The organism is Kitasatospora sp. NPDC092948 (genome assembly GCF_044754805.1).
GTDB lineage: Bacteria > Actinomycetota > Actinomycetes > Streptomycetales > Streptomycetaceae > Kitasatospora.
The window spans coordinates 303,445-320,981 of record NZ_JBIVPU010000007.1 but is presented as its reverse complement, the minus strand read 5'-3'; the positions used below and the strand labels follow the sequence as shown (position 1 = coordinate 320,981).

Annotated in this window: 15 protein-coding genes; 4 read left to right on the top strand and 11 right to left on the bottom strand. The window is 74.4% G+C overall.

What is annotated here, in order from left to right; all coding sequences use genetic code 11:
* Positions 1–43: 43 nt before the first annotated feature.
* From ettA to ACIQF6_RS22805, 3 genes are all read left to right on the top strand, one after another.
* Positions 44–1,708, top strand: coding sequence for an energy-dependent translational throttle protein EttA (gene ettA, locus ACIQF6_RS22815; protein ID WP_400897778.1), 1,665 nt, complete (start codon positions 44–46; stop codon positions 1,706–1,708).
* 117 nt (positions 1,709–1,825) lie between these two features.
* On the top strand, positions 1,826–2,269 hold the full coding sequence (locus tag ACIQF6_RS22810; protein WP_400897776.1) for an acyl-CoA thioesterase: 444 nt from the start codon (positions 1,826–1,828) through the stop codon (positions 2,267–2,269).
* An 89-nt stretch (positions 2,270–2,358) separates the two neighbouring features.
* Positions 2,359–3,051, top strand: a complete 693-nt coding sequence (locus tag ACIQF6_RS22805; RefSeq protein WP_400897774.1) for a hypothetical protein — start codon at positions 2,359–2,361, stop codon at positions 3,049–3,051.
* An 84-nt stretch (positions 3,052–3,135) separates the two neighbouring features.
* On the opposite strand, the gene ACIQF6_RS22800 is transcribed toward ACIQF6_RS22805, so the two are convergent.
* The 10 genes from ACIQF6_RS22800 to ACIQF6_RS22755 all read right to left on the bottom strand — a co-directional run bounded on the left by ACIQF6_RS22800 (position 3,136) and on the right by ACIQF6_RS22755 (position 16,195).
* On the bottom strand, positions 3,136–3,570 hold the full coding sequence (locus ACIQF6_RS22800; protein WP_400897772.1) for a globin: 435 nt from the start codon (positions 3,568–3,570) through the stop codon (positions 3,136–3,138).
* A gap of 100 nt (positions 3,571–3,670) precedes the next feature.
* On the bottom strand, positions 3,671–4,792 hold the full coding sequence (locus ACIQF6_RS22795; protein WP_400897770.1) for an ABC transporter permease: 1,122 nt from the start codon (positions 4,790–4,792) through the stop codon (positions 3,671–3,673).
* Positions 4,789–5,706 carry an ABC transporter ATP-binding protein gene (locus tag ACIQF6_RS22790; RefSeq protein WP_400897768.1) on the bottom strand — a complete coding sequence of 306 codons (918 nt, stop codon included), beginning with the start codon at positions 5,704–5,706 and terminating at the stop codon, positions 4,789–4,791. Before ACIQF6_RS22790 ends, ACIQF6_RS22795 begins: the two co-directional genes overlap by 4 nt.
* A gap of 167 nt (positions 5,707–5,873) precedes the next feature.
* A complete protein-coding gene (locus tag ACIQF6_RS22785) occupies positions 5,874–7,265 on the bottom strand; it encodes an FHA domain-containing protein (RefSeq protein WP_400897766.1) in 1,392 nt (463 codons plus the stop codon).
* Positions 7,266–7,377: 112 nt separating this feature from the next.
* Positions 7,378–8,712: a VWA domain-containing protein gene (locus tag ACIQF6_RS22780; protein WP_400897764.1), complete on the bottom strand. Its 1,335-nt coding sequence runs from the start codon at positions 8,710–8,712 to the stop codon at positions 7,378–7,380.
* A gap of 40 nt (positions 8,713–8,752) precedes the next feature.
* Positions 8,753–9,868, bottom strand: coding sequence for a protein phosphatase 2C domain-containing protein (locus tag ACIQF6_RS22775; RefSeq protein ID WP_400897762.1), 1,116 nt, complete (start codon positions 9,866–9,868; stop codon positions 8,753–8,755).
* A gap of 2 nt (positions 9,869–9,870) precedes the next feature.
* A complete protein-coding gene (locus ACIQF6_RS22770; protein ID WP_400897760.1) occupies positions 9,871–12,438 on the bottom strand; it encodes a tetratricopeptide repeat protein in 2,568 nt (855 codons plus the stop codon).
* Positions 12,431–13,762: a hypothetical protein gene (locus ACIQF6_RS22765; protein WP_400897758.1), complete on the bottom strand. Its 1,332-nt coding sequence runs from the start codon at positions 13,760–13,762 to the stop codon at positions 12,431–12,433. The genes ACIQF6_RS22770 and ACIQF6_RS22765 overlap by 8 nt, the downstream gene beginning before the upstream one ends.
* Before the next feature lie 139 nt (positions 13,763–13,901).
* On the bottom strand, positions 13,902–14,825 hold the full coding sequence (locus ACIQF6_RS22760; protein ID WP_400897756.1) for a glutamate ABC transporter substrate-binding protein: 924 nt from the start codon (positions 14,823–14,825) through the stop codon (positions 13,902–13,904).
* A gap of 14 nt (positions 14,826–14,839) precedes the next feature.
* Positions 14,840–16,195, bottom strand: a complete 1,356-nt coding sequence (locus ACIQF6_RS22755; protein ID WP_400897754.1) for a hypothetical protein — start codon at positions 16,193–16,195, stop codon at positions 14,840–14,842.
* A gap of 180 nt (positions 16,196–16,375) precedes the next feature.
* Here ACIQF6_RS22755 and ACIQF6_RS22750 point away from each other — a divergent pair, with 180 nt between their 5' ends.
* On the top strand, positions 16,376–16,948 hold the full coding sequence (locus tag ACIQF6_RS22750) for a nucleosidase (RefSeq protein ID WP_400897752.1): 573 nt from the start codon (positions 16,376–16,378) through the stop codon (positions 16,946–16,948).
* Between the two features lie 61 nt (positions 16,949–17,009).
* On the opposite strand, the gene ACIQF6_RS22745 is transcribed toward ACIQF6_RS22750, so the two are convergent.
* Positions 17,010–17,537 carry a hypothetical protein gene (locus tag ACIQF6_RS22745; RefSeq protein ID WP_400897750.1) on the bottom strand — a complete coding sequence of 176 codons (528 nt, stop codon included), beginning with the start codon at positions 17,535–17,537 and terminating at the stop codon, positions 17,010–17,012.

Genomic DNA, 17,537 nt, shown 5'->3' with positions numbered 1-17,537 from the left:
GCTGCAAGCCGATTACTCGACGACGACGCCGGAGCGATCTCACGTGGCGGAATACATCTACACCATGCGCAAGGTGCGCAAGGCACACGGCGACAAGGTCATCCTTGACGACGTGACGCTCTCCTTCCTCCCCGGGGCGAAGATCGGCGTCGTCGGCCCCAACGGCGCCGGTAAGTCCACCGTGCTGCGGATGATGGCCGGCCTGGACCAGCCCTCCAACGGCGACGCCTTCCTCTCTCCGGGCTTCACCGTCGGCATGCTCCAGCAGGAGCCGCCGCTGGACGAGACGAAGACCGTGCTGGAGAACGTCCAGGACGGCGTCAAGGAGACCAAGGCCAAGCTCGACCGGTTCAACGAGATCGCCGAGCTGATGGCGACCGACTACTCGGACGCGCTGCTGGACGAGATGGGCAAGCTCCAGGAGGACCTGGACCACGCCAACGCCTGGGACCTGGACGCCCAGCTGGAGCAGGCCATGGACGCGCTGGGCTGCCCGCCCGGCGACTGGCCGGTCACCAAGCTGTCCGGTGGCGAGAAGCGCCGCGTGGCGCTGTGCAAGCTGCTGCTGGAGCAGCCCGACCTGCTGCTGCTCGACGAGCCCACCAACCACCTCGACGCCGAGTCGGTGAACTGGCTGGAGCAGCACCTCGAGAAGTACCCCGGCACCGTCGTCGCCGTCACCCACGACCGGTACTTCCTGGACAACGTCGCCGAGTGGATCCTCGAACTCGACCGCGGCCGGGCCTACCCGTACGAGGGCAACTACTCCACCTACCTGGAGACCAAGCAGACCCGTCTCAAGGTCGAGGGCCAGAAGGACGCCAAGCGCGCCAAGCGGCTCAAGGAAGAGCTGGAGTGGGTCCGCTCCAACGCCAAGGGCCGCCAGGCCAAGTCCAAGGCCCGCCTCGCCCGTTACGAGGAGATGGCGGCCGAGGCCGACAAGATGCGGAAGCTGGACTTCGAGGAGATCCAGATCCCGCCGGGCCCGCGTCTGGGCAGCGTCGTCATCGAGGTCGACCACCTCAACAAGGCCTTCGGCGAGAAGGTCCTGATCGAGGACCTGAGCTTCACCCTGCCGCGCAACGGCATCGTCGGCATCATCGGTCCGAACGGCGCCGGCAAGACCACCCTGTTCAAGATGCTCCAGGACCTGGAGACCCCGGACAGCGGCACCGTCAAGGTCGGCGAGACCGTCAAGATCAGCTACGTCGACCAGACCCGTTCCAACATCGACCCGAAGAAGACCCTGTGGGAGGTCGTCTCCGACGGCCTCGACTGGATCAACGTCGGCCAGGTCGAGATGCCGTCCCGCGCCTACGTCTCCGCGTTCGGCTTCAAGGGCCCGGACCAGCAGAAGCCGGCCGGCGTGCTGTCCGGCGGTGAGCGCAACCGCCTCAACCTGGCGCTCACCCTCAAGCAGGGCGGCAACCTGCTGCTCCTCGACGAGCCGACCAACGACCTCGACGTCGAGACGCTGTCCTCGCTGGAGAACGCGCTGCTGGAGTTCCCCGGCTGCGCCGTGGTCATCTCCCACGACCGCTGGTTCCTGGACCGAGTGGCCACCCACATCCTCGCCTACGAGGGCGACAGCAAGTGGTTCTGGTTCGAGGGCAACTTCGAGTCCTACGAGAAGAACAAGATCGAGCGCCTGGGCGCCGATGCGGCCCGCCCGCACCGCGCGACCTACAAGAAGCTGACCCGCGGCTGATCCGCGGTCGCACCGGCGGCCCGGCAGCCCACCCCTCCTGGGGCGGACTGCCGGGCCGCGGCCCCCAGGGCCCGTCCTGGGCTTCCTGCGGGTCCACCTGATGTGAGGAGAACTCCCGTGGCACGCCACATCTACGCCTGCCCTCTGCGGTGGTCGGACATGGACGCCTTCGGCCATGTCAACAACGTGGTCTTCCTGCGCTACCTGGAGGAGGCCCGGATCGACTTCATGTTCACCCGGGCCGCCGAGGCCGGCGCCGGGGAGTTCGCGGGCGGCTCCGTGGTGGCGCGCCACGAGATCGACTACAAGCGGCCCCTGGTGCACCGGCCCGAGCCGGTCACCATCGAGACCTGGGTGACGAAGATCGGCGGAGCCTCGCTGACCGTCTCCTACGAGATCAAGGACGTCGCCGAGGACGGCACCGAGACGGTCTACGTCACCGCCTCCACCGTGGTCGTCCCCTACAACCTCGCCGAGGGCCGTCCGCGCCGGATCAGCCCCGTGGAGCGCGAGTTCCTCGGCCGCTTCATGGACGAGCAGCCCGTCGGCGCCGCCGTCTGACGGGCCGTCGGCCCGCGACGTTCCGAGCCCGCCGCGAAGGCGCCCCCCGCCCCGCCGCCCGCCGCACTGACGAATCGAGCTGAACCCCGGTGACCGCGCAGCCCCGCCTCGACCTCGCCGACCAGGGGGAGGCCGCCGACCTGGCGGCCTTCCTGGGCCGGCTGCTCCGCTTCGACCGGGCCGCCGCGGTCCGGTTGCAGGCGGTTCCGGGCGCGGACGGCGGCGGCGTGCTGGCGGTGTTCGGCCGGCTCCCGCTGGGCGGGTCGGCGGTGCTCGCGGTGCGCACCGTTCGGCTCGCCGGCGCGGTGGCGGCGGCCGATCTGACCGTCTCCGCCGGGCAGTTGCTGGAGTCCGTGGACGAGCCGGCGGCCGGCCTGACGCTGCCCGCCCCGGTCACCGGCCCGTCGTGGGCGGGCCTGCTGCCGCCGCGCTCCGGCTGGCAGCCGCTCGGGCAGCCGCCGGTGGACCAGGTGATGGACGAAGTGCGCACCGCCGTCGCCGAGTTCAAGCAGCGCACCGCCGAGGTGCCGGAGCACCACCGGAGCCGGCAGGCGGTGGACGCGATAGCGGACGAGATCTGGTCCCGGCCGCTGGGCGCCGTCGAGGGCCTGCCGCTGCGGGCCGCGCACGCCGCCCACGCGATCGGCTTCCTGCGCCCCGGCGCCCCGCTGCACGCGCACCGGGCCGGCCCGTGGCTGCGGCTGGACGCCCCGGCCGGCTCGGTCGCCCTGCGGGCCGGCGGCGCACCCGGCGCGGGCCTGGGCCTCAGCCCGCTGCGGTAGGGGCGGTTCGGCGGCGTTCGGCCCGCTGCCCCAGAAGACCGGTGGGGGCGTTCGGCCTGCCGCGCCAGGATCCCGGCGGGGTGCTCAGCCCGCCGTGTTGATCATCGAGGCGGCGGCGTAGGCCAGGTACTGCCACAGCTCGCGGTCGTCCTCGGCGGGCAGCGCGAGCTGGTCGAGGGCGGTGCGCATGTGCCGCAGCCAGGCGTCGTGCGCGGCCCGGTCGACCTTGAACGGGACGTGGCGCATCCGCAGGCGCGGGTGGCCGCGGTGCTGGCTGTAGGTGCGCGGGCCGCCCCAGTACTGCATCAGGAACAGGGCGAAGCGCTCCTCGGCGGGGCCGAGGTCCTCCTCCGGGTACATCGGGCGCAGCAACTCGTCCTGGGCGACGCCCTGGTAGAAGAGGTGGACCAGTCGGCGGAAGGTCTGCTCCCCGCCGACGCGGTCGTAGAAGCTCTCCTCCGCGGTCGTCTGCTGCTGCACGGTCTCCTCGTGTACGGTGTCGCGCCCGGTGTCAGTCACCCGTCCATGGTCGCAGACGCCGACGGGGGCCGTACACCGGGACTTTCGGCGTACGGCCCCCGTCGCGGGGCGGGTGCGGGCGGTTACCGCGTGCGGGCGGCTACGCGTCGTCCCAGTTGAAGAAGCGCCAGGCGACGGCGGACAGCACCACCGTGAAGCCCAGCAGGATGCCCATGCCGGGCAGCGCGTCGGCGATGCCGCCGCCCTGGCTGAGCACCGACTTGGCGGGGTTGATCAGGTAGCGCAGCGGCAGCGCCTTGGAGACGTCCTGAAGCCAGCTCGGCGCGAAGTCCAGCGGGATGAACGCGCCGCCGAGGAAGGACATCGGCAGGATGATCAGCTGGTTCATGCCGTTCGCGGCCTCTTCGGACTTCGCCAGCGAGCCGGTGACCAGGCCGATGGCCATGAAGGCCAGGGTGCCGCAGATCACCAGCGGGATCACCAGCCACCAGTTGCCGGTGAGCTTGAGGCCGAAGTAGTCGAGCTGTGCGACGGCGAGGAACAGCGCGGTCTGGGCGAGCGCCACGATCACGCTGACCAGCACCCGGGCGCCGACGATGGTGCCCGCCGAGATGGGCGCCAGCCGCAGGCGGCGCAGCACCCGCTTCTTGCGCCAGGTCACCAGGGTGAACGAGGCGCCGTAGACCGCGCCCATGGAGATGGCGTAGGCGAGCAGGCCGGGCGTCAGGTACTGGATCGGCTTGGTGGAGTCGTCCTCGACCGAGGCGGCGTCCAGGGTGAACGCCGGGGTGGCGTGCGAGGACATCTGGTTGGCGGTCTGCACCAGGGAGTTCACGATGCCCTGCACGGTGCCGGCCTTGACCTGGTCGGCCTGGCTGAAGCGGAGCACCACCTTGCCGTCGGGGCCCTCGGACACCAGCCCGTCCAGGTCGCCCTTCTTGACCTTGGCGAGCGCGGCGTTCTCGTCGGTGAAGGGGGTGATCTCCAGGACGGACAGCGGGCCGTCCTTCTGGTCCTTCACCGAGTCCAGCAGCTTGACCTGCCCGATCTCGGCGACCTTGACGTGCGAGGTGCCGCCGCCCTTGTAGAGGACGCCGAACAGGAGCAGGAACATCAGCGGCAGGGCCAGCGTGAAGAACAGGGTGCCCTTGTCGCGGACGAAGCCGAGCAGCATGACCCGGGACAGTCCGACGAAGGCGTTGGCCTTCTCCGGCCCGCCGCCGGCGGCGGGGGAGGTGCGGGCCTGGTCGGTGGCGGTCATGCCCGGTACTCCCGTCCGGTCAGCTGGAGGAAGACGTCCTCCAGGGTGGCGCCGCGGACCTCGAGGCCGCGCAGCGCGTTCTCCTCGGCCAGCATGGAGAGCACCGGCCCGGGCACGTGGGTGGACAGCGCCAGGGTGATGCCGTCGTCCTCCAGGTTGGTGAACACGGCGCCCGCGGCGGTGAGCAGGTCCCGGGCCCGGTCGGCGGTCAGCAGGCCGGACTCCACCCGGATCCGGACGGTGTCGTCGATCTCACGGACCAGGGCGGCGGGCGCGCCGGTCTTCAGCACCTTGCCGTGGTCCATCACCGAGACGCGGTCGCAGAGGATCTCCGCCTCGTCCAGGTAGTGGGTGGTGAGGACGACGGTGCGGCCCTCGGCGTTGATGTCGCGCAGCAGGTCCCACAGGTTGCGGCGGGCCTGCGGGTCGAGGCCGGTGGTGGGCTCGTCGAGGAACACCAGCTCCGGGTCGTGCACCAGCGCGCACGCGATGGACAGGCGCTGGGCCTGGCCGCCGGACATCTTGTCGGTCAGCACGTTCGCGGACTCGGTCAGGCCGACCCGCTCCAGCATCGCGTCGGCCGCCTTCGGGCCGATGCCGTAGAAGGAGGCGAAGGTGCGGATGGTCTCGCGCGCGCTCAGCTTGGTGAAGAACGCCGACGCCTGGAACTGCACGCCGATGCGCGGCAGCAGCTTGGCGTTGCGCGGCCACGGCGACATGCCGAGCAGCTCGACGCGGCCCTCGTCGGCCTCCCGGATGCCCTCCAGGATCTCCAGAGTGGTGGTCTTGCCGGCCCCGTTCGGCCCGAGCAGGCCGTAGAACTCGCCAGTGTTGACGGAGAGTGACACTCCGTCAACAGCCTGGACATCCCCGTACCGCTTCCGGATCCCGTCCGCGGTTATTGCTTCAGTCATGGGGCGAATCGTAGGGGGTGCGGCGGCACCACGAATGTACTTGTATGAAGTCTTGGCCGTTCGGTGATGGTCGTACACGCCCCGGTCCGGTCGGGCGGAGGAGAGCGAACTCCCCTCCGCCCGACCGGTGGTGACGCTCCGTCGGCAATCGGCCGGACGGCGGGCGGTCAGGCCCGGTGCACCGTGATGGTGGTCCAGGCGCCGATGTGGATGCGGTCGCCGTCGTTCAGCGGGATCGCGGTGTGCGGCGGCAGGGTGTCCGGGCCGCCGTTGAGCGTGGTGCCGTTGGTGGAGTCCTGGTCGACGACCACCCAGCTGCCGTCCGGCTGCTCGGCCAGCAGGGCGTGCTGGTGCGAGGCGCCCGGGTCCTCCGGCGAGACCGACAGGTCGATCTCCGGCACGGTGCCGCGCTGCTGGCTGCGCCGCCCGATCCGCAGCTGGCCCCGGCCGGTCAGCGGGACCCGGCGCTCCGGGGTGTACGGCGGGAAGGCCAGCCCGGCCGCCTCGGGGCCGCTGCGCGCCATCATGTCCGCGAAGTAGTCGTGGTCGGCGGCCACCACGGCGAACCAGCTGGTGCGCTGCGGCGGGGCCGGCGGCCGGTTCTGCCCCTGCTGCCCGGGCGGGGTCAGCCGGAACGAGGTGCCGAAGTCGTCGTCGTTCTGCTGCGGGGGACGCTGCTGGTGCCCCTGCTGCTGGTGCCCCTGCTGCGGACCGGACGGCTCGGCGTACACCGGGCCGGGACGCTCGTAGTCGCCGTCGGGGAAGGCCGCCGGCGGCTGCTTGTCGAACGAGGGCGCCGCCGGTGCGCCCGCCGCGGCCGGGTAGCCGGGCGCGGGCTGCTGGAAGCCCGGCCGCTCGTACGGGGACTGCGGCTCGAACGGCTGCTGCGGCCGCTCGAAGGGCGTCGGGCGTTCGAACGGCGTCGGCCGCTCGAAGCCGGCCGGCGCGGGCGCGGCGGGTTCGAACGCGGACGGTTCGAAGCCGGAAGGTTCGAAGCCGGAAGGTTCGAAGCCGGACGGCTCGTACCCGCCGGGTGCGGCCGGCGGCGCGGCGGGAGGCGGGAAGCCGTAGCCGTGCTGCGCGGGCGCCGGGGCCTGCGGGGCCCGGCCCGGTTCGGGGCGGCCGTGCGGCCCGCCGGCGGGCTGCGGCGCGGGCGGCGGCTGGTGCCCGGCGGGGGCGGGGCCGCCCGGCGGACGGGCCGAGGTGGCCAGGTTGTAGTCGTACCCGCACTCCTCGCAGTACCGGCCGTTCTGCGGGGTGCGGCAGATCGGGCAGGTGGTCAGCCCCGCGGTCGGGGCCGGCGGCGGGGCGCCGTACGGGCCGGGGGCCCCGGGCGGCGGGCCGCCGACGGGGCCGGTGGGCGTGCCGGCCGCCGGGGTGGCGGGGCGGCGCGGCTCGAAGTAGCCGCCGCCACCGGACGGGGTGCCGCCCGGCGGGGTGCCGCCCGGGCCGGCCGGCGGGTACCCGCCGGCGTACGGGGCCTGCGGTGCGGCGGGGCCGCCGGGCTGCGCCGGCGCGGCCGGGAAGCCGGGAATGGCCAGGCCGGGCGGCGGGGTCATCGGGAATCCGCAGTAGTCGCACCAGTCCTCGGCCTGAGACTCGTGTCCCCTAGGGCAGATCGGCATCAGGTCCCCCACACTCCAGCAGGTTCGGGTCCGGCGGGTGTCCGGCTCACTTCTTCACGCGTACGGTCTTGGTCGATCGGGTTTCGAGGGTCATCGAGTCGGCCGCGCTCACGTTCTTACGGAACCGAACGGTACCCTCCCTGGCGTCGACCACGTCCACCACCTTCTGCAGCAGCTTGAGCGTGCCCTCGTTGCCGCCGGCGTGGGCGAGGCGGACGGCCGTGCCGAGCTTGGCGGTGGCGCGGTCCAGGTCGCCGGCCCGGTGGGCGGCCATGCCGTCGCGGATCGACTCGGCGAGTTCGGCCTGGCCGGTGTAGTGCGCGACCTGGGAGTTGATCCGGGTCGAGGAGGCCAGGTCGTCGGTCCACACGGCGCGCACCAGGCCCTGGCCGAGCACCTCGGCGGTGCCGTCGGGCTGCGGCAGCACCAGGCTGATCCGGGCGGCCAGCATCTCGTTGCCGACCGCGGCGGCCGGGACTTCGACGCACACGTGGTAGTCGCGGGACTCGTCGCCCCACGATCCGGTCGGGTAGTCGCCCGCCCTGGTTCCCGCCGGGGTACGGCGCGCGGTGAGGTCCTCGACGGCGGGCGCGACCTGCTTGACGAACTTCACCTGCGCGTTGGCGGGCGTCCACACCCGCAGCGCCACGTCGGCGACCTGCTTGCCCATGGCGGCGGCCATCATGGCGCGGAAGTCGTCGGCGAGGCCGGAGGGTTCGGCGACGATGTCGACGGTGCCGAGCAGCGCGGAGGAGACCTTGCGCAGCTCGGCGACGTCCCAGTCGGTGCCGACGCCCCGGCAGTCGGCGGTGAAGGCGCCGGTCGCCGCGTCCAGGGCGCGTTGCAGGTCGGCGGGCTTCTCGTGCTCGTTGCGGCCGTCGGTGAGCAGCACCGCGTGCCGGATCGACGCCTCGGGGTGCGAGTCGAACAGCTGCCGGGCCTTGCTGATCCAGGTGCCGATCGCGGTGCCGCCGGACGGGCTGAGGCGGCGCAGCGCCTCCTTGGCGTGGCCGCGGGTGTACTGGCCGACGACGGCGAGCCGGCCGTTGCCGGGGAAGACGTCGACCGCCTCGTGGGTGCCGGCCACCACGGCGAACGCGACGCCGTCGCGCAGGGTGTCGATGGCGGCGGCGGTGGCCTCCCGGGCGTGCCGCATCTTGGTGTTCGGGTGCTCCATCGAGCCGGAGCAGTCGATCACCAGCACCACGGCGGCGCCCGGCCCGGGGGCACTCGCGCCGAGCGGCCGCCCGCCGGAGGTGCCGCCGCCGGTCGCGGTCACCGTGACGATCGCGTTGACCTCCCGGGCGCCCTGGGCGAGGTACTCGTTCTGGAAGACGTCGACGTCGAATCTCGGTGCGCCGGGCTTGGACAACGAGGCCATGCGGTGGGCTCCTGTCGGAAGGTCAGAAGTCGGGTGAAAGTCAGTTCACGGCCGGTTCGGCGGCCCGGCGCAGCGGCACGGTGGCGTCCTCCTCGGCGGCGCGCGGCAGCGGGACGTCGACCAGGGTGGCGTCGTGGGCGGACGGGGCGACGGGCGGGTCGATCGGCAGGACGGCGACGGTGATGTTGTCGTGCCCGCCGCGTTCGACGGCGAACCGGACCAGGGCCCGGGCGGCGGCCAGCGGTTCGGTGCGGGCGTCGGCGCGGACGAAGAACGCCAGGTCGGTGGCGGCCTCGGCGTAGTTCCACAGGCCGTCGGTGCAGATCAGCAGCACGCCGGGGACGTGCGGGGTGAAGCTGACGGTGTGCGGGTCGAGGTCCTCGGCGTCGGCTCCGAGCCAGCCGGTGATGGCGTGGGCGCGCGGGTCGGCGTAGGCCTCGGCCTCGTCCATCAGCTTGGCGGCGACCATCCGGGCCGCCCAGGAGTCGTCCTCGGTGAGGCGGTACGGCTCGGCGGACTCCCGGTCGTCGGGGATCCAGTAGGCGCGGGTGTCGCCGACCCAGCCGATGGTGACCAGGCCGGCGGCGCTGATCGCGCTGACGTAGGTGCAGGCGGGGGCGTTGTTGTGACGGCCCGGTTCGGCGGGGGTGCCGTCGTGGGCGAGCGCGGTGACGGCCCGGTTGGCGGCGCCGATCGCCTCCCGCATGGCGAGGGCGGGGTCGCGGCCGGCCTCCAGAGCGGCGAGCAGCGAGTCGGTGGCGGCGGTGACGGCGGTGGCGGACGCCTCGTCGGGGCGGGCCGAGGAGGAGACGCCGTCGCAGACCACGGCGACCACGGCGGGCGTGCCGTCCGGGCCGTCGGTGGTGGCGACGCCGAACGCGTCCTCGTTGCGGTGGTGGCGCAGGCCGCGGTCGGAGACCGCCGCGACGCCCGTCACCTCGTGCTCCTGGTGGTCGCGGGCGCGGGGCTGGGCGAGCCCGCAGGCCTGGCACCAGCCGTCGGCGAGCTCGGTGGAGCCGCAGTTCGGGCAGCTGGGCACCACCGGCAGGTCACGCTCGGTCGGCGGCCCGGTCAGGGCGATGCCGCAGGCCCCGCAGAAGGCGTCCTGGGGCCCCAGCGGTTCGGCACAGGTCGGGCACTCGGTCTGCTGCGGCATGTTCACACCCACGTCCGGGGGCGGGCCCGGTTGGCCCGTTCCACCCACTCGATCCTTTTCTCGGCCCGGTCGGTCAACCGCGCCAACACCCGGTAGGAGTGTTCCAGGGCAAGCCGCAGTTCCCGTTCCGCGGCGGGATGTCCCAGCACGGTCAGCGTGGCGGGCCTGCCCGCGGCCCCGGCGAGCACCCAGTCCAGGGCCGTCTCCAGCACTTCGGCGGCGAGTTCCGCACGTCGCCGGGCGTCCAGCGCGAGCGCCGTCAGCTGGGCGGAGCTGTCGCTGAGCTCGGTCGCCAGCGCCTCGGTGGCGGCCCGGCCGCGCAGCCGGGCGCGGACCGCGCCGATCCGGGCCGCGGTGTGGTGCGTGGAGCTCTCCGGCACCGACTCCAGCGCGGCGACCGCGCCGGGCCGGTCGCCGGCCCGCAGCCGGACCCGGGCCAGGCCGAAGGCGGCGCCGACGAACGACCGGTCGGTGCCGCCGACCAGCGCGTAGTGGGCGGCGGCCGGCCCGGGGTCGTCGAGCAGCTCGGCGCAGACCGCGAGCGCCAGCTTGGGTGCGGCCTCGCCCGGGAACGCCTCGTACACCGCCTCGAAGGACTCCGCGGCGGCCGCGGTCCGGCCCGCGGCGAGCGCGGCCAGGCCGCGGCACCACACCACCCGCCAGTCGCCGGGGTGTTCGCCCTCCAGGGCGGCCAGCGCCTGGCCGGCGGTGTCGTCGTCGCCGAGCTCCACGTACGTGCGCACCACTCGCAGCCGCAGTTCCGGGGAGTCGGTGCCGGCCGCCCGCAGGACGTCGAGCGCCTCGGCGGGGGCGGTGGCGGGCAGCGAGGAGAGGAAGCCGGCGTTCGGGTCGGCCGGGTCGACCAGCGGCGCGGGCAGCGCCAGGGCGGCGGCCCGGGCGTTCGGCGGCTGCTCGCCGAACTCCGGGTCCACCACCCGCAGTTCCGGGCCGAACAGGGTGGAGACGGCGGGCCGCGGCCGGCCGTCCTGGAGGCTGAGCACCTCGCGCAGCACGCCGGTGAGCTGGCCGGCCATCTCCTCGGCGGAGCCGAACCGGCGGGCCGGGTCCGGGTCGGTGGCGCGCAGCAGGAACCGGTGGAAGGACGCGTACCGGGTGAACACCTCGGCCTCGTCCGGCTCCGGCAGTTCGTGCCGCCGCTGGCCGGTCCAGCCGGGGAAGTCGACGGTCAGCACGGCCAGCGTGCGGCCCATCGTGTATAGGTCGGAGGCGGGGGAGGGGCCGTCGGCGGCGATCTCCGGGGCCTGGTAGCCGACCGTGCCGTAGATCGGCCCGTCGTCGTCGTGCCGGCGCACCGCACCCAGGTCGATCAGCTTCAGGGTGTCGTCGGACTGGATGACGTTCTCCGGCTTGAAGTCGCAGTACACCAGCCCGCGGGCGTGCAGGTGACCGAGCGCGGGCAGCGCCTCCAGGGCGTACGCGGCGGCCTGTTCGACCGGCATCGGCACCCGGCGGCCGTCGGGGGTGCGGCGCCCGTCGGCGATGTCCTTGAGCGACTTGCCGCCGATGTACTCCATCACGATGTAGCCGTCGGCGGCGCCGGTGCGGGCGTCGGGGTGCTCGACGAAGTTGATGATCCGGACGATGTTCGGGTGGTCGACCTCGGCCAGGAAGCGGCGTTCGGCGATCGCCACCGCCAGCGCGTCCTCGTCGCCGGTGTCCAGCAGGCCCTTGAGCACCACCCAGCGGTCGTTGACCCGGCGGTCCACCGCCAGGTAGATCCAGCCGAGCCCGCCGTGCGCCAGACAGCCCATCACCTCGTACTGGCCGCCGACCAGGTCGCCGCGCACCAGCTTCGGGGTGAACGAGTACGGGGTGCCGCACTTGGTGCAGAAACCCTCCGGGCGGCCCGGGACGCCGCCCTTCGCCCGGCCCACCGGGTGGTCGCAGCTGGAGCAGAACCGCCGGCCCTCGGGGACCTGCGGGTTCGTCAGCACGGCCTTCGACGGGTCGGCGGTCGGCACCGGCGGCACCGCGACCAGGCCCGCGCCGAGGTTGCCGCGCCGGCCGCTGCTGCCGGTGCTGCCCCGGGAGCTGCGCACCGAGACGGCGCGGCCGGAGGAGGTGCGGGAGGAGGAACGGGAGGAGGAGCGCGGCGAGGAGGTCGGGGCCGGGCCGGACCAGGCGGCGGTGGACTCGGCGGGGCCGGTGCCGGTGGTGCCGGCGGGCTCGGCGGCCAGGCCGCAGTCGTCGCAGTAGCCGTCGGCGTCGATCGTGCCGTCGCAGCCCGGGCGGCCGCACGGCTCGCCGGGCGCGGGGGCCTTGCGCGCGACGGGTGCGGAGCCGCCTGCGGGTGCGGAGACCGGTGCCGAACCCGGGCGCGGAGCCGGGACGGAGCCGGCGGACCCGGCGGCCAAGCCGCAGTCGTCGCAGTAGCCGTCGGCGTCGATCGTGCCGTCGCAGCCGGTGCGCCCGCACGGGGCCGCGCCGGACGTGGGTGCGGCGGACGCGGGCGCGGCGGACGTGGGCGTGGCCGCGAGGCCGCAGTCGTCGCAGTAGCCGTCCGGATCGATCTCGCCGCCGCAGTCCGGACGGGCGCACGCCTCAGCCATCGGTTTCCTCCCCCTCGGCGCTGTCACTGTCCTCGGTCTGCGGTGCGCCCTGCCGTTCCGGGGCGCGCAGCACCTGCTGGTAGCGGGCCACCGCCTCGGCGCCGGCCCGCAGGTCGCACGGGGCGCTCCAGAGCAGCCAGCGGGCCTTCTCGAAGCGCTCGACCACCTCGGGGTCCTCGGCCAGGCCGAGCCGGGCGGCCATCGCCTTGTACGCCTCCAGCCGGCCGCGCAGCTCGGCCCGGACGGCGAGCGGCTGGGCGACCTCGGTGAGCGCCTGGCGGGCCCGGCCGAGCTCCTTGGCGGCGGCGTCCTCCAGGGCGTCCAGCAGCGGGCCGAGCCGGTGCCACTGGCCGGTCTGCTGGTAGTCCACGGCCTGCCCGATCGCCTCGCGCAGCGCGGACGCCGGGCCGGGCACGGCGGGCACCTCGGTGGCGGCGATCTTCGCCAGCACCTCGCCGCGGGCCCGGCGCGCCTCGGCGAGCGTCAGATCGGCGCGCTGGAGCAGGTCGGCGACCTGCTGGAGGCGTTCGTGGGACTCGTCGCGCAGCCGCAGCAGCCCCTCCAGTTCGACCCGGACGTCGTCCAGCGCGCGGCCCATCCGGTCGAAGCCGCCGGTGTCGACGGCGCCGGCGGGGGAGGCCCAGGCGGCGTCGTCGGCGCCCCGGCCGCGCTGCGCGGGCACCCGGGCGGGCCGCCACAGCGCCAGCGGGTCGGCCGCCACCTCGGCCCGGAGCGCCGTCAACTGCTCGGCCAGCCGGTCGAGATCGTCGGCCAGCGGGTGCCCGCCGGGGCGCACGCCGACGGAGAGCGCGAGCATCTGCACCCGGCCGAGTTCGGCGAGCAGCAGGTCGATCCGGGCGGGCAGCGCCGACCACACCGCGTCGACCGCGCTGACCACCTCGACCACCACGGCGTACCAGCCGTTCATCCGCTCCAGCAGCTCGGTCAGCGTGACCCGCTCCACCATCCGGACGGGCGTGCCGAGCTGGCCGGCCGCCTCGGGGAGCCGACCGCCGGAGACGGTGACGGCGCGGCCGGAGAGCAGTTCGGCGAGCTCGGCGAGTTCGGCGGCGGTCGGCCGGGCGCGGCGCGAGCGCACCGCGCGGGCCGAGGCCAGTGCCTCCGCGTACCGGTCGAACAGCGCCCACAGCATGGCCAGGCCGCCCTCGGCGACCGCCCAGCGCTCCCGGGTGCGCCCGGACAGCTCGGCGCCGGTCAGCAGCCGCAGCCCGGGGTGGTCCTGGAGCGCCAGCAGCGCCGTCTCGACCGCGTCGCGCTCGGCACCGAGCCGGGCCAGCGCACGGTCCACCTGCTCACGGTTCATCCCCGGGCGGGTTCCTCCGGCCATCGCCGTTCCTCCTCTCGGCCACGTGTGCGGTGACGGGGCGTCGGCCCGTCGGCGGCAAGTCTCCCCGACGCCCGGTGCGGTGCGGACGGCGGTCCCCCGCCGTCGCGCCGGGCGGTCACGGCAGGTACGGGTCCGGGGCCCCCATGGTGTCGCGCAGCCAGTGGTCGTAGGACGCCCGCCAGCCGCCGTCGGCCCGCCAGTCGGCGAGCACCTGGTTGACCCAGGCGATCAGGTCGGTGTCGTTCTGGTTCATCGCCACCCCCATGTACGCGGGCAGGATCGGCTCGCCGACCATCTCCACCTGCGGGTCCTGGGCGACCTGCGCGGCGGCCAGCTCACTGTCCGTCAAGGTGGCGTCCACCTCGCCGAGTTGCATCCGCACCAGGCAGTCCAGCTGGTTCTCCAGGGCGATCACCGAGACGGTGCCGTGCGGGTTGCGCTTCAACTCGGCCTCCGAGGAGGAGGTCTGCGCCACGCACGCCCGCTTGCCGTTCAGCGCGCCGTCCAGGGTCGTGGCGTGCGCGGCCTTCGGCACCACCACCCGCTGGGCGACCCGGAAGTACGGGACGGAGAAGGCGATGTCCTTCTTGCGGTCGCAGGTGATGGTCATGGTCCGGGTGATCAGGTCGACCTCGCCGTTCTTCACCGCCTCGACCCGGCGGGCGGTGGGCACGGTCTTCAGGGTGACCTTGTCCGGGTCGCCGAGCAGCGACTTGGCGATGGTGTGCGCCAGGTCGAGGTCGAAGCCCTCGATCCGGCCGGTCTGCGGGTTGCGGAAACCCCAGTGGTAGCTGTTCTGGTCGACGCCGACGACCAGGGTGCCGCGCTCGCGGATCTTGGCGATCTTCGCCCCGACCGACTGCCGGGGCGGCAGCGAGTCCGTGGGGTCGCAGCTGTCGGCGGGCGCCGCGGGGGCCGCCGGCGCTTCGAGCGCGGCCTGCGGGGCGGGCCCGCCCGCGCCGTCGGCGCTGCCGGTGCCGAGCACCCCGGCGGTGAGCACCGCCGCCGCCACCAGGAAACGTGATCGTGCCGTGCGCATCCCTCGTCCCCCCTCTACCGGTACTCGGCCAGTCGGCGGCCGATGCCGCGCAGCGCGGCGGCCGCGCCCAGCACGGACAGCACGCCCGCGGCGACCGCCTGCCCGGCCAGCACCCCGTCCACGCCGCCCGTGGCCCGGGCGAACGCGTCCTGCTCGGCCTTCGCGGCGGCCGCCCACTTCTCGTCGGCGGACCGGAACGCGGCGTCCGCGGTGTCGGCGCCGCCCGCGGTCAACGTCCGTTGCAGCGCGGCCTCGTAGTCGCCGGCCGCGTTCTTCGCGGCGGCGTCCTGGTGCCGGTCCTGCCACTGCTGGTACTGCTGCCGGGCGTCGGCCAGCGGGCCGTTCGCCCCGGCGGGGGAGTCGGCCGACAGCCCGCCGAGCGAACCGGTCGCCCCGGCCGGGCCGGCCAGCGCCGCGACCAGCGCGTCCCACTGCTTGGTGTACTTGTCGGTCGAGCCGCGCGCCACCAGGTCCAGGTTCTCCGCGGTGTGCGCCTGGAGCGCCTCGATCCGCACCGCGTCCAGGCGGCGCAGCGGCTGGGTGCCGTGGAGCCGGCCGTCGGACAGGTCGCCGGACGCGGTGGCGGTGCCCGCCAGCAGCCACCCCAGCGCGGCCAGCACCGCCAGCGAACCGCCGAGCAGCCCGAGGTTGAACACCCGGTTGGTGCGCCGGAACAGCAGTACCTGGTAGCGGGCCAGCGCGGCCAGCGCCAGCACGCCGAGCGCCAGCGCCGCCCACGGGACGGCCCCGGCGGTGCGGTGGTCGGCGTCCAGCCCGGCCGATTCGGCGTCGGCGAGGCGCTGCGCCTGCGGCAGCACGGTGCCCTGCATCAGGTCGGAGGCGTACCGCAGGTAGGCCCCGCCGAGCGGCAGGCCCTGCCGGTCGACGGCCCGGGCGGTCTCCACCAGGCCCGCGTAGCGCGGCAGTTGCCGGTTGAGCTCGGCCAGTGCGGAGCGCGACTCGGTCGAGCCGCCGCTGCGGCCCGCGGCCTCGGCGATCAGCCGGGCGGCGGTCGCCAGGTCGTCCTGGTAGCGGGCGCGGACCTCGGCGGGCTCGTCACCGGCCAGCAGGAACCCGGCGGCGGCGGTCGCGTCGGCGTCCGCCAGCCGGCGGTAGATCTCGGCGGCGTCCTGGCTGAGCGGGCCGCTGGCCGACACCACCTGCCCGGCCGCGCGGGAGCGGAGCGCGGACTGCCACACCGCCACCGTGCCGAACAGCAGGACCAGGGCGGCCAGCACCGCGCCCGCCGCGCGCAGCCGCCCCGGCGGGGTGGCCGCGGCCTGCCGCAGCCGGGCCGCCGGCCCCGGTCCGTGGGCGGGTGGCGGTGCGAGTGCGCCCGCCCGCGCCTGTGCCACTGCCGGTGCTGTCACCGTCCGACCTCCCCGTCCGACGTCCCCCGTGTCATCCCGCAGTATGGCGGTCCGCGGCGTTCACCACACCTGACTTGAGCGGGAGTTGATCGCTTCGTGTCCGTCCGGCCGGGTGCGGTCCGCGTCCGCTGCGACGCCCGACCGGCGGTGGACGGTTCCGCTCCTCGTAAGCTGAGTGCCATGCGCCTGATCGGAACCGTCACCCCCGACCGCCCGCTGCTCGTCCTCGCGCTGCCCGAGGAGGCCGCGTACCTGGACGCCGGACTGCCGGTGCTGCTGACCGGCATGGGGAAGATCAACGCGGCGGCCGCGCTGGCCGGCGTGCTGGCCGGCGGCGCGCTGCCGTCCGAGGTGGTCAACCTGGGCACCGCCGGGGCACTGCGGCCCGGGCTGGCCGGCACCCACGAGATCGGCCGGGTGCTCCAGCACGACCTGGACACCCCGATGCTGGAGCGGCTCGTCGGCCGCCCGCTGGACGGCCCGATCGACCTGGCCGCCGCCGGGCCGGTGCTCGCCACCGGCGACCGGTTCGTCTCCTCCGACGCCGACCGCGACGAACTCGCCCGCACCGCCGACCTGGTGGACATGGAGGGCTACGCGATCGCCACGGTCGCCCGCCGCGCCCAGCTGCCCGTCCGACTGGTCAAGCACGTCAGCGACGAGGCCGGCGAGGGTGCGGCGCTCAGCTGGCAGGAGTCCGTGGACGGCTGCGCCCGGCTGCTCGCCGACTGGGCCGCCGCGCACCTGCGCTGACGGCCCGCCGGGTCGGCGAGGCGCCCGCCCGGGGTTCGGACGGGCGCGCCGCGACGGCGGATCAGCTCTGGTACGGGTTGGCGCCCGGCTGGCTCGGCTGCGGGTAGGCCTGGCCCTGCGGCGGGTACGGCTGCTGCCCCTGCGGCGGGTAGGGCTGCCCCTGCGGGGGGACGGCCGGGCCGCCGCTGAACAGGCCGTTGACGAAGGTGTCCAGCTCGTTGCGCCAGTAGCGGCCGATGTTCAGGCGGGTCGGCTTCGGCTCGCCCGGGAACTGGATCTTCAGCGAGCTCCACAGGGTGGCGCGGTTCACGTCGCTGATCGCGGCGCGGGCCTGGTCCAGCGGCATGACCTGCACGAGCTCCTGCGGACGGTTGCTCATCCGGGAGGCGCGGTGCACCGTGACCACCCGGTGGGTCAGGGTGACGAAGTAGTACTTCACGAACAGCTGGCCGATCAGGCCGAGCTGGCTCATCAGCCACGGGCTCGGACCCGAAATGGTGTGGAAGGTCACCACCGGACGGTCGTTCGGCTCGATCGCGGCGATCGCCGCGGCGACCTGCTCCTGCATGGTGGACTTACGGATCGCCAT

Excerpts from the sequence above, each read along its gene's own strand:
- ACIQF6_RS22795 (WP_400897770.1), bottom strand. The coding sequence starts at position 4,792 with ATGACCGCCACCGACCAGGCCCGCACCTCCCCCGCCGCCGGCGGCGGG.
- ACIQF6_RS22790 (WP_400897768.1), bottom strand. The coding sequence starts at position 5,706 with ATGACTGAAGCAATAACCGCGGACGGGATCCGGAAGCGGTACGGGGAT.
- ACIQF6_RS22785 (WP_400897766.1), bottom strand. The coding sequence starts at position 7,265 with ATGACCCCGCCGCCCGGCCTGGCCATTCCCGGCTTCCCGGCCGCGCCG.
- ACIQF6_RS22780 (WP_400897764.1), bottom strand. The coding sequence starts at position 8,712 with ATGGCCTCGTTGTCCAAGCCCGGCGCACCGAGATTCGACGTCGACGTC.
- ACIQF6_RS22775 (WP_400897762.1), bottom strand. The coding sequence starts at position 9,868 with ATGCCGCAGCAGACCGAGTGCCCGACCTGTGCCGAACCGCTGGGGCCC.
- ACIQF6_RS22770 (WP_400897760.1), bottom strand. The coding sequence starts at position 12,438 with ATGGCTGAGGCGTGCGCCCGTCCGGACTGCGGCGGCGAGATCGATCCG.
- ACIQF6_RS22765 (WP_400897758.1), bottom strand. The coding sequence starts at position 13,762 with ATGAACCGTGAGCAGGTGGACCGTGCGCTGGCCCGGCTCGGTGCCGAG.
- ACIQF6_RS22760 (WP_400897756.1), bottom strand. The coding sequence starts at position 14,825 with ATGCGCACGGCACGATCACGTTTCCTGGTGGCGGCGGCGGTGCTCACC.
- ACIQF6_RS22750 (WP_400897752.1), top strand. The coding sequence starts at position 16,376 with ATGCGCCTGATCGGAACCGTCACCCCCGACCGCCCGCTGCTCGTCCTC.
- ACIQF6_RS22745 (WP_400897750.1), bottom strand. The coding sequence starts at position 17,537 with ATGGCGATCCGTAAGTCCACCATGCAGGAGCAGGTCGCCGCGGCGATC.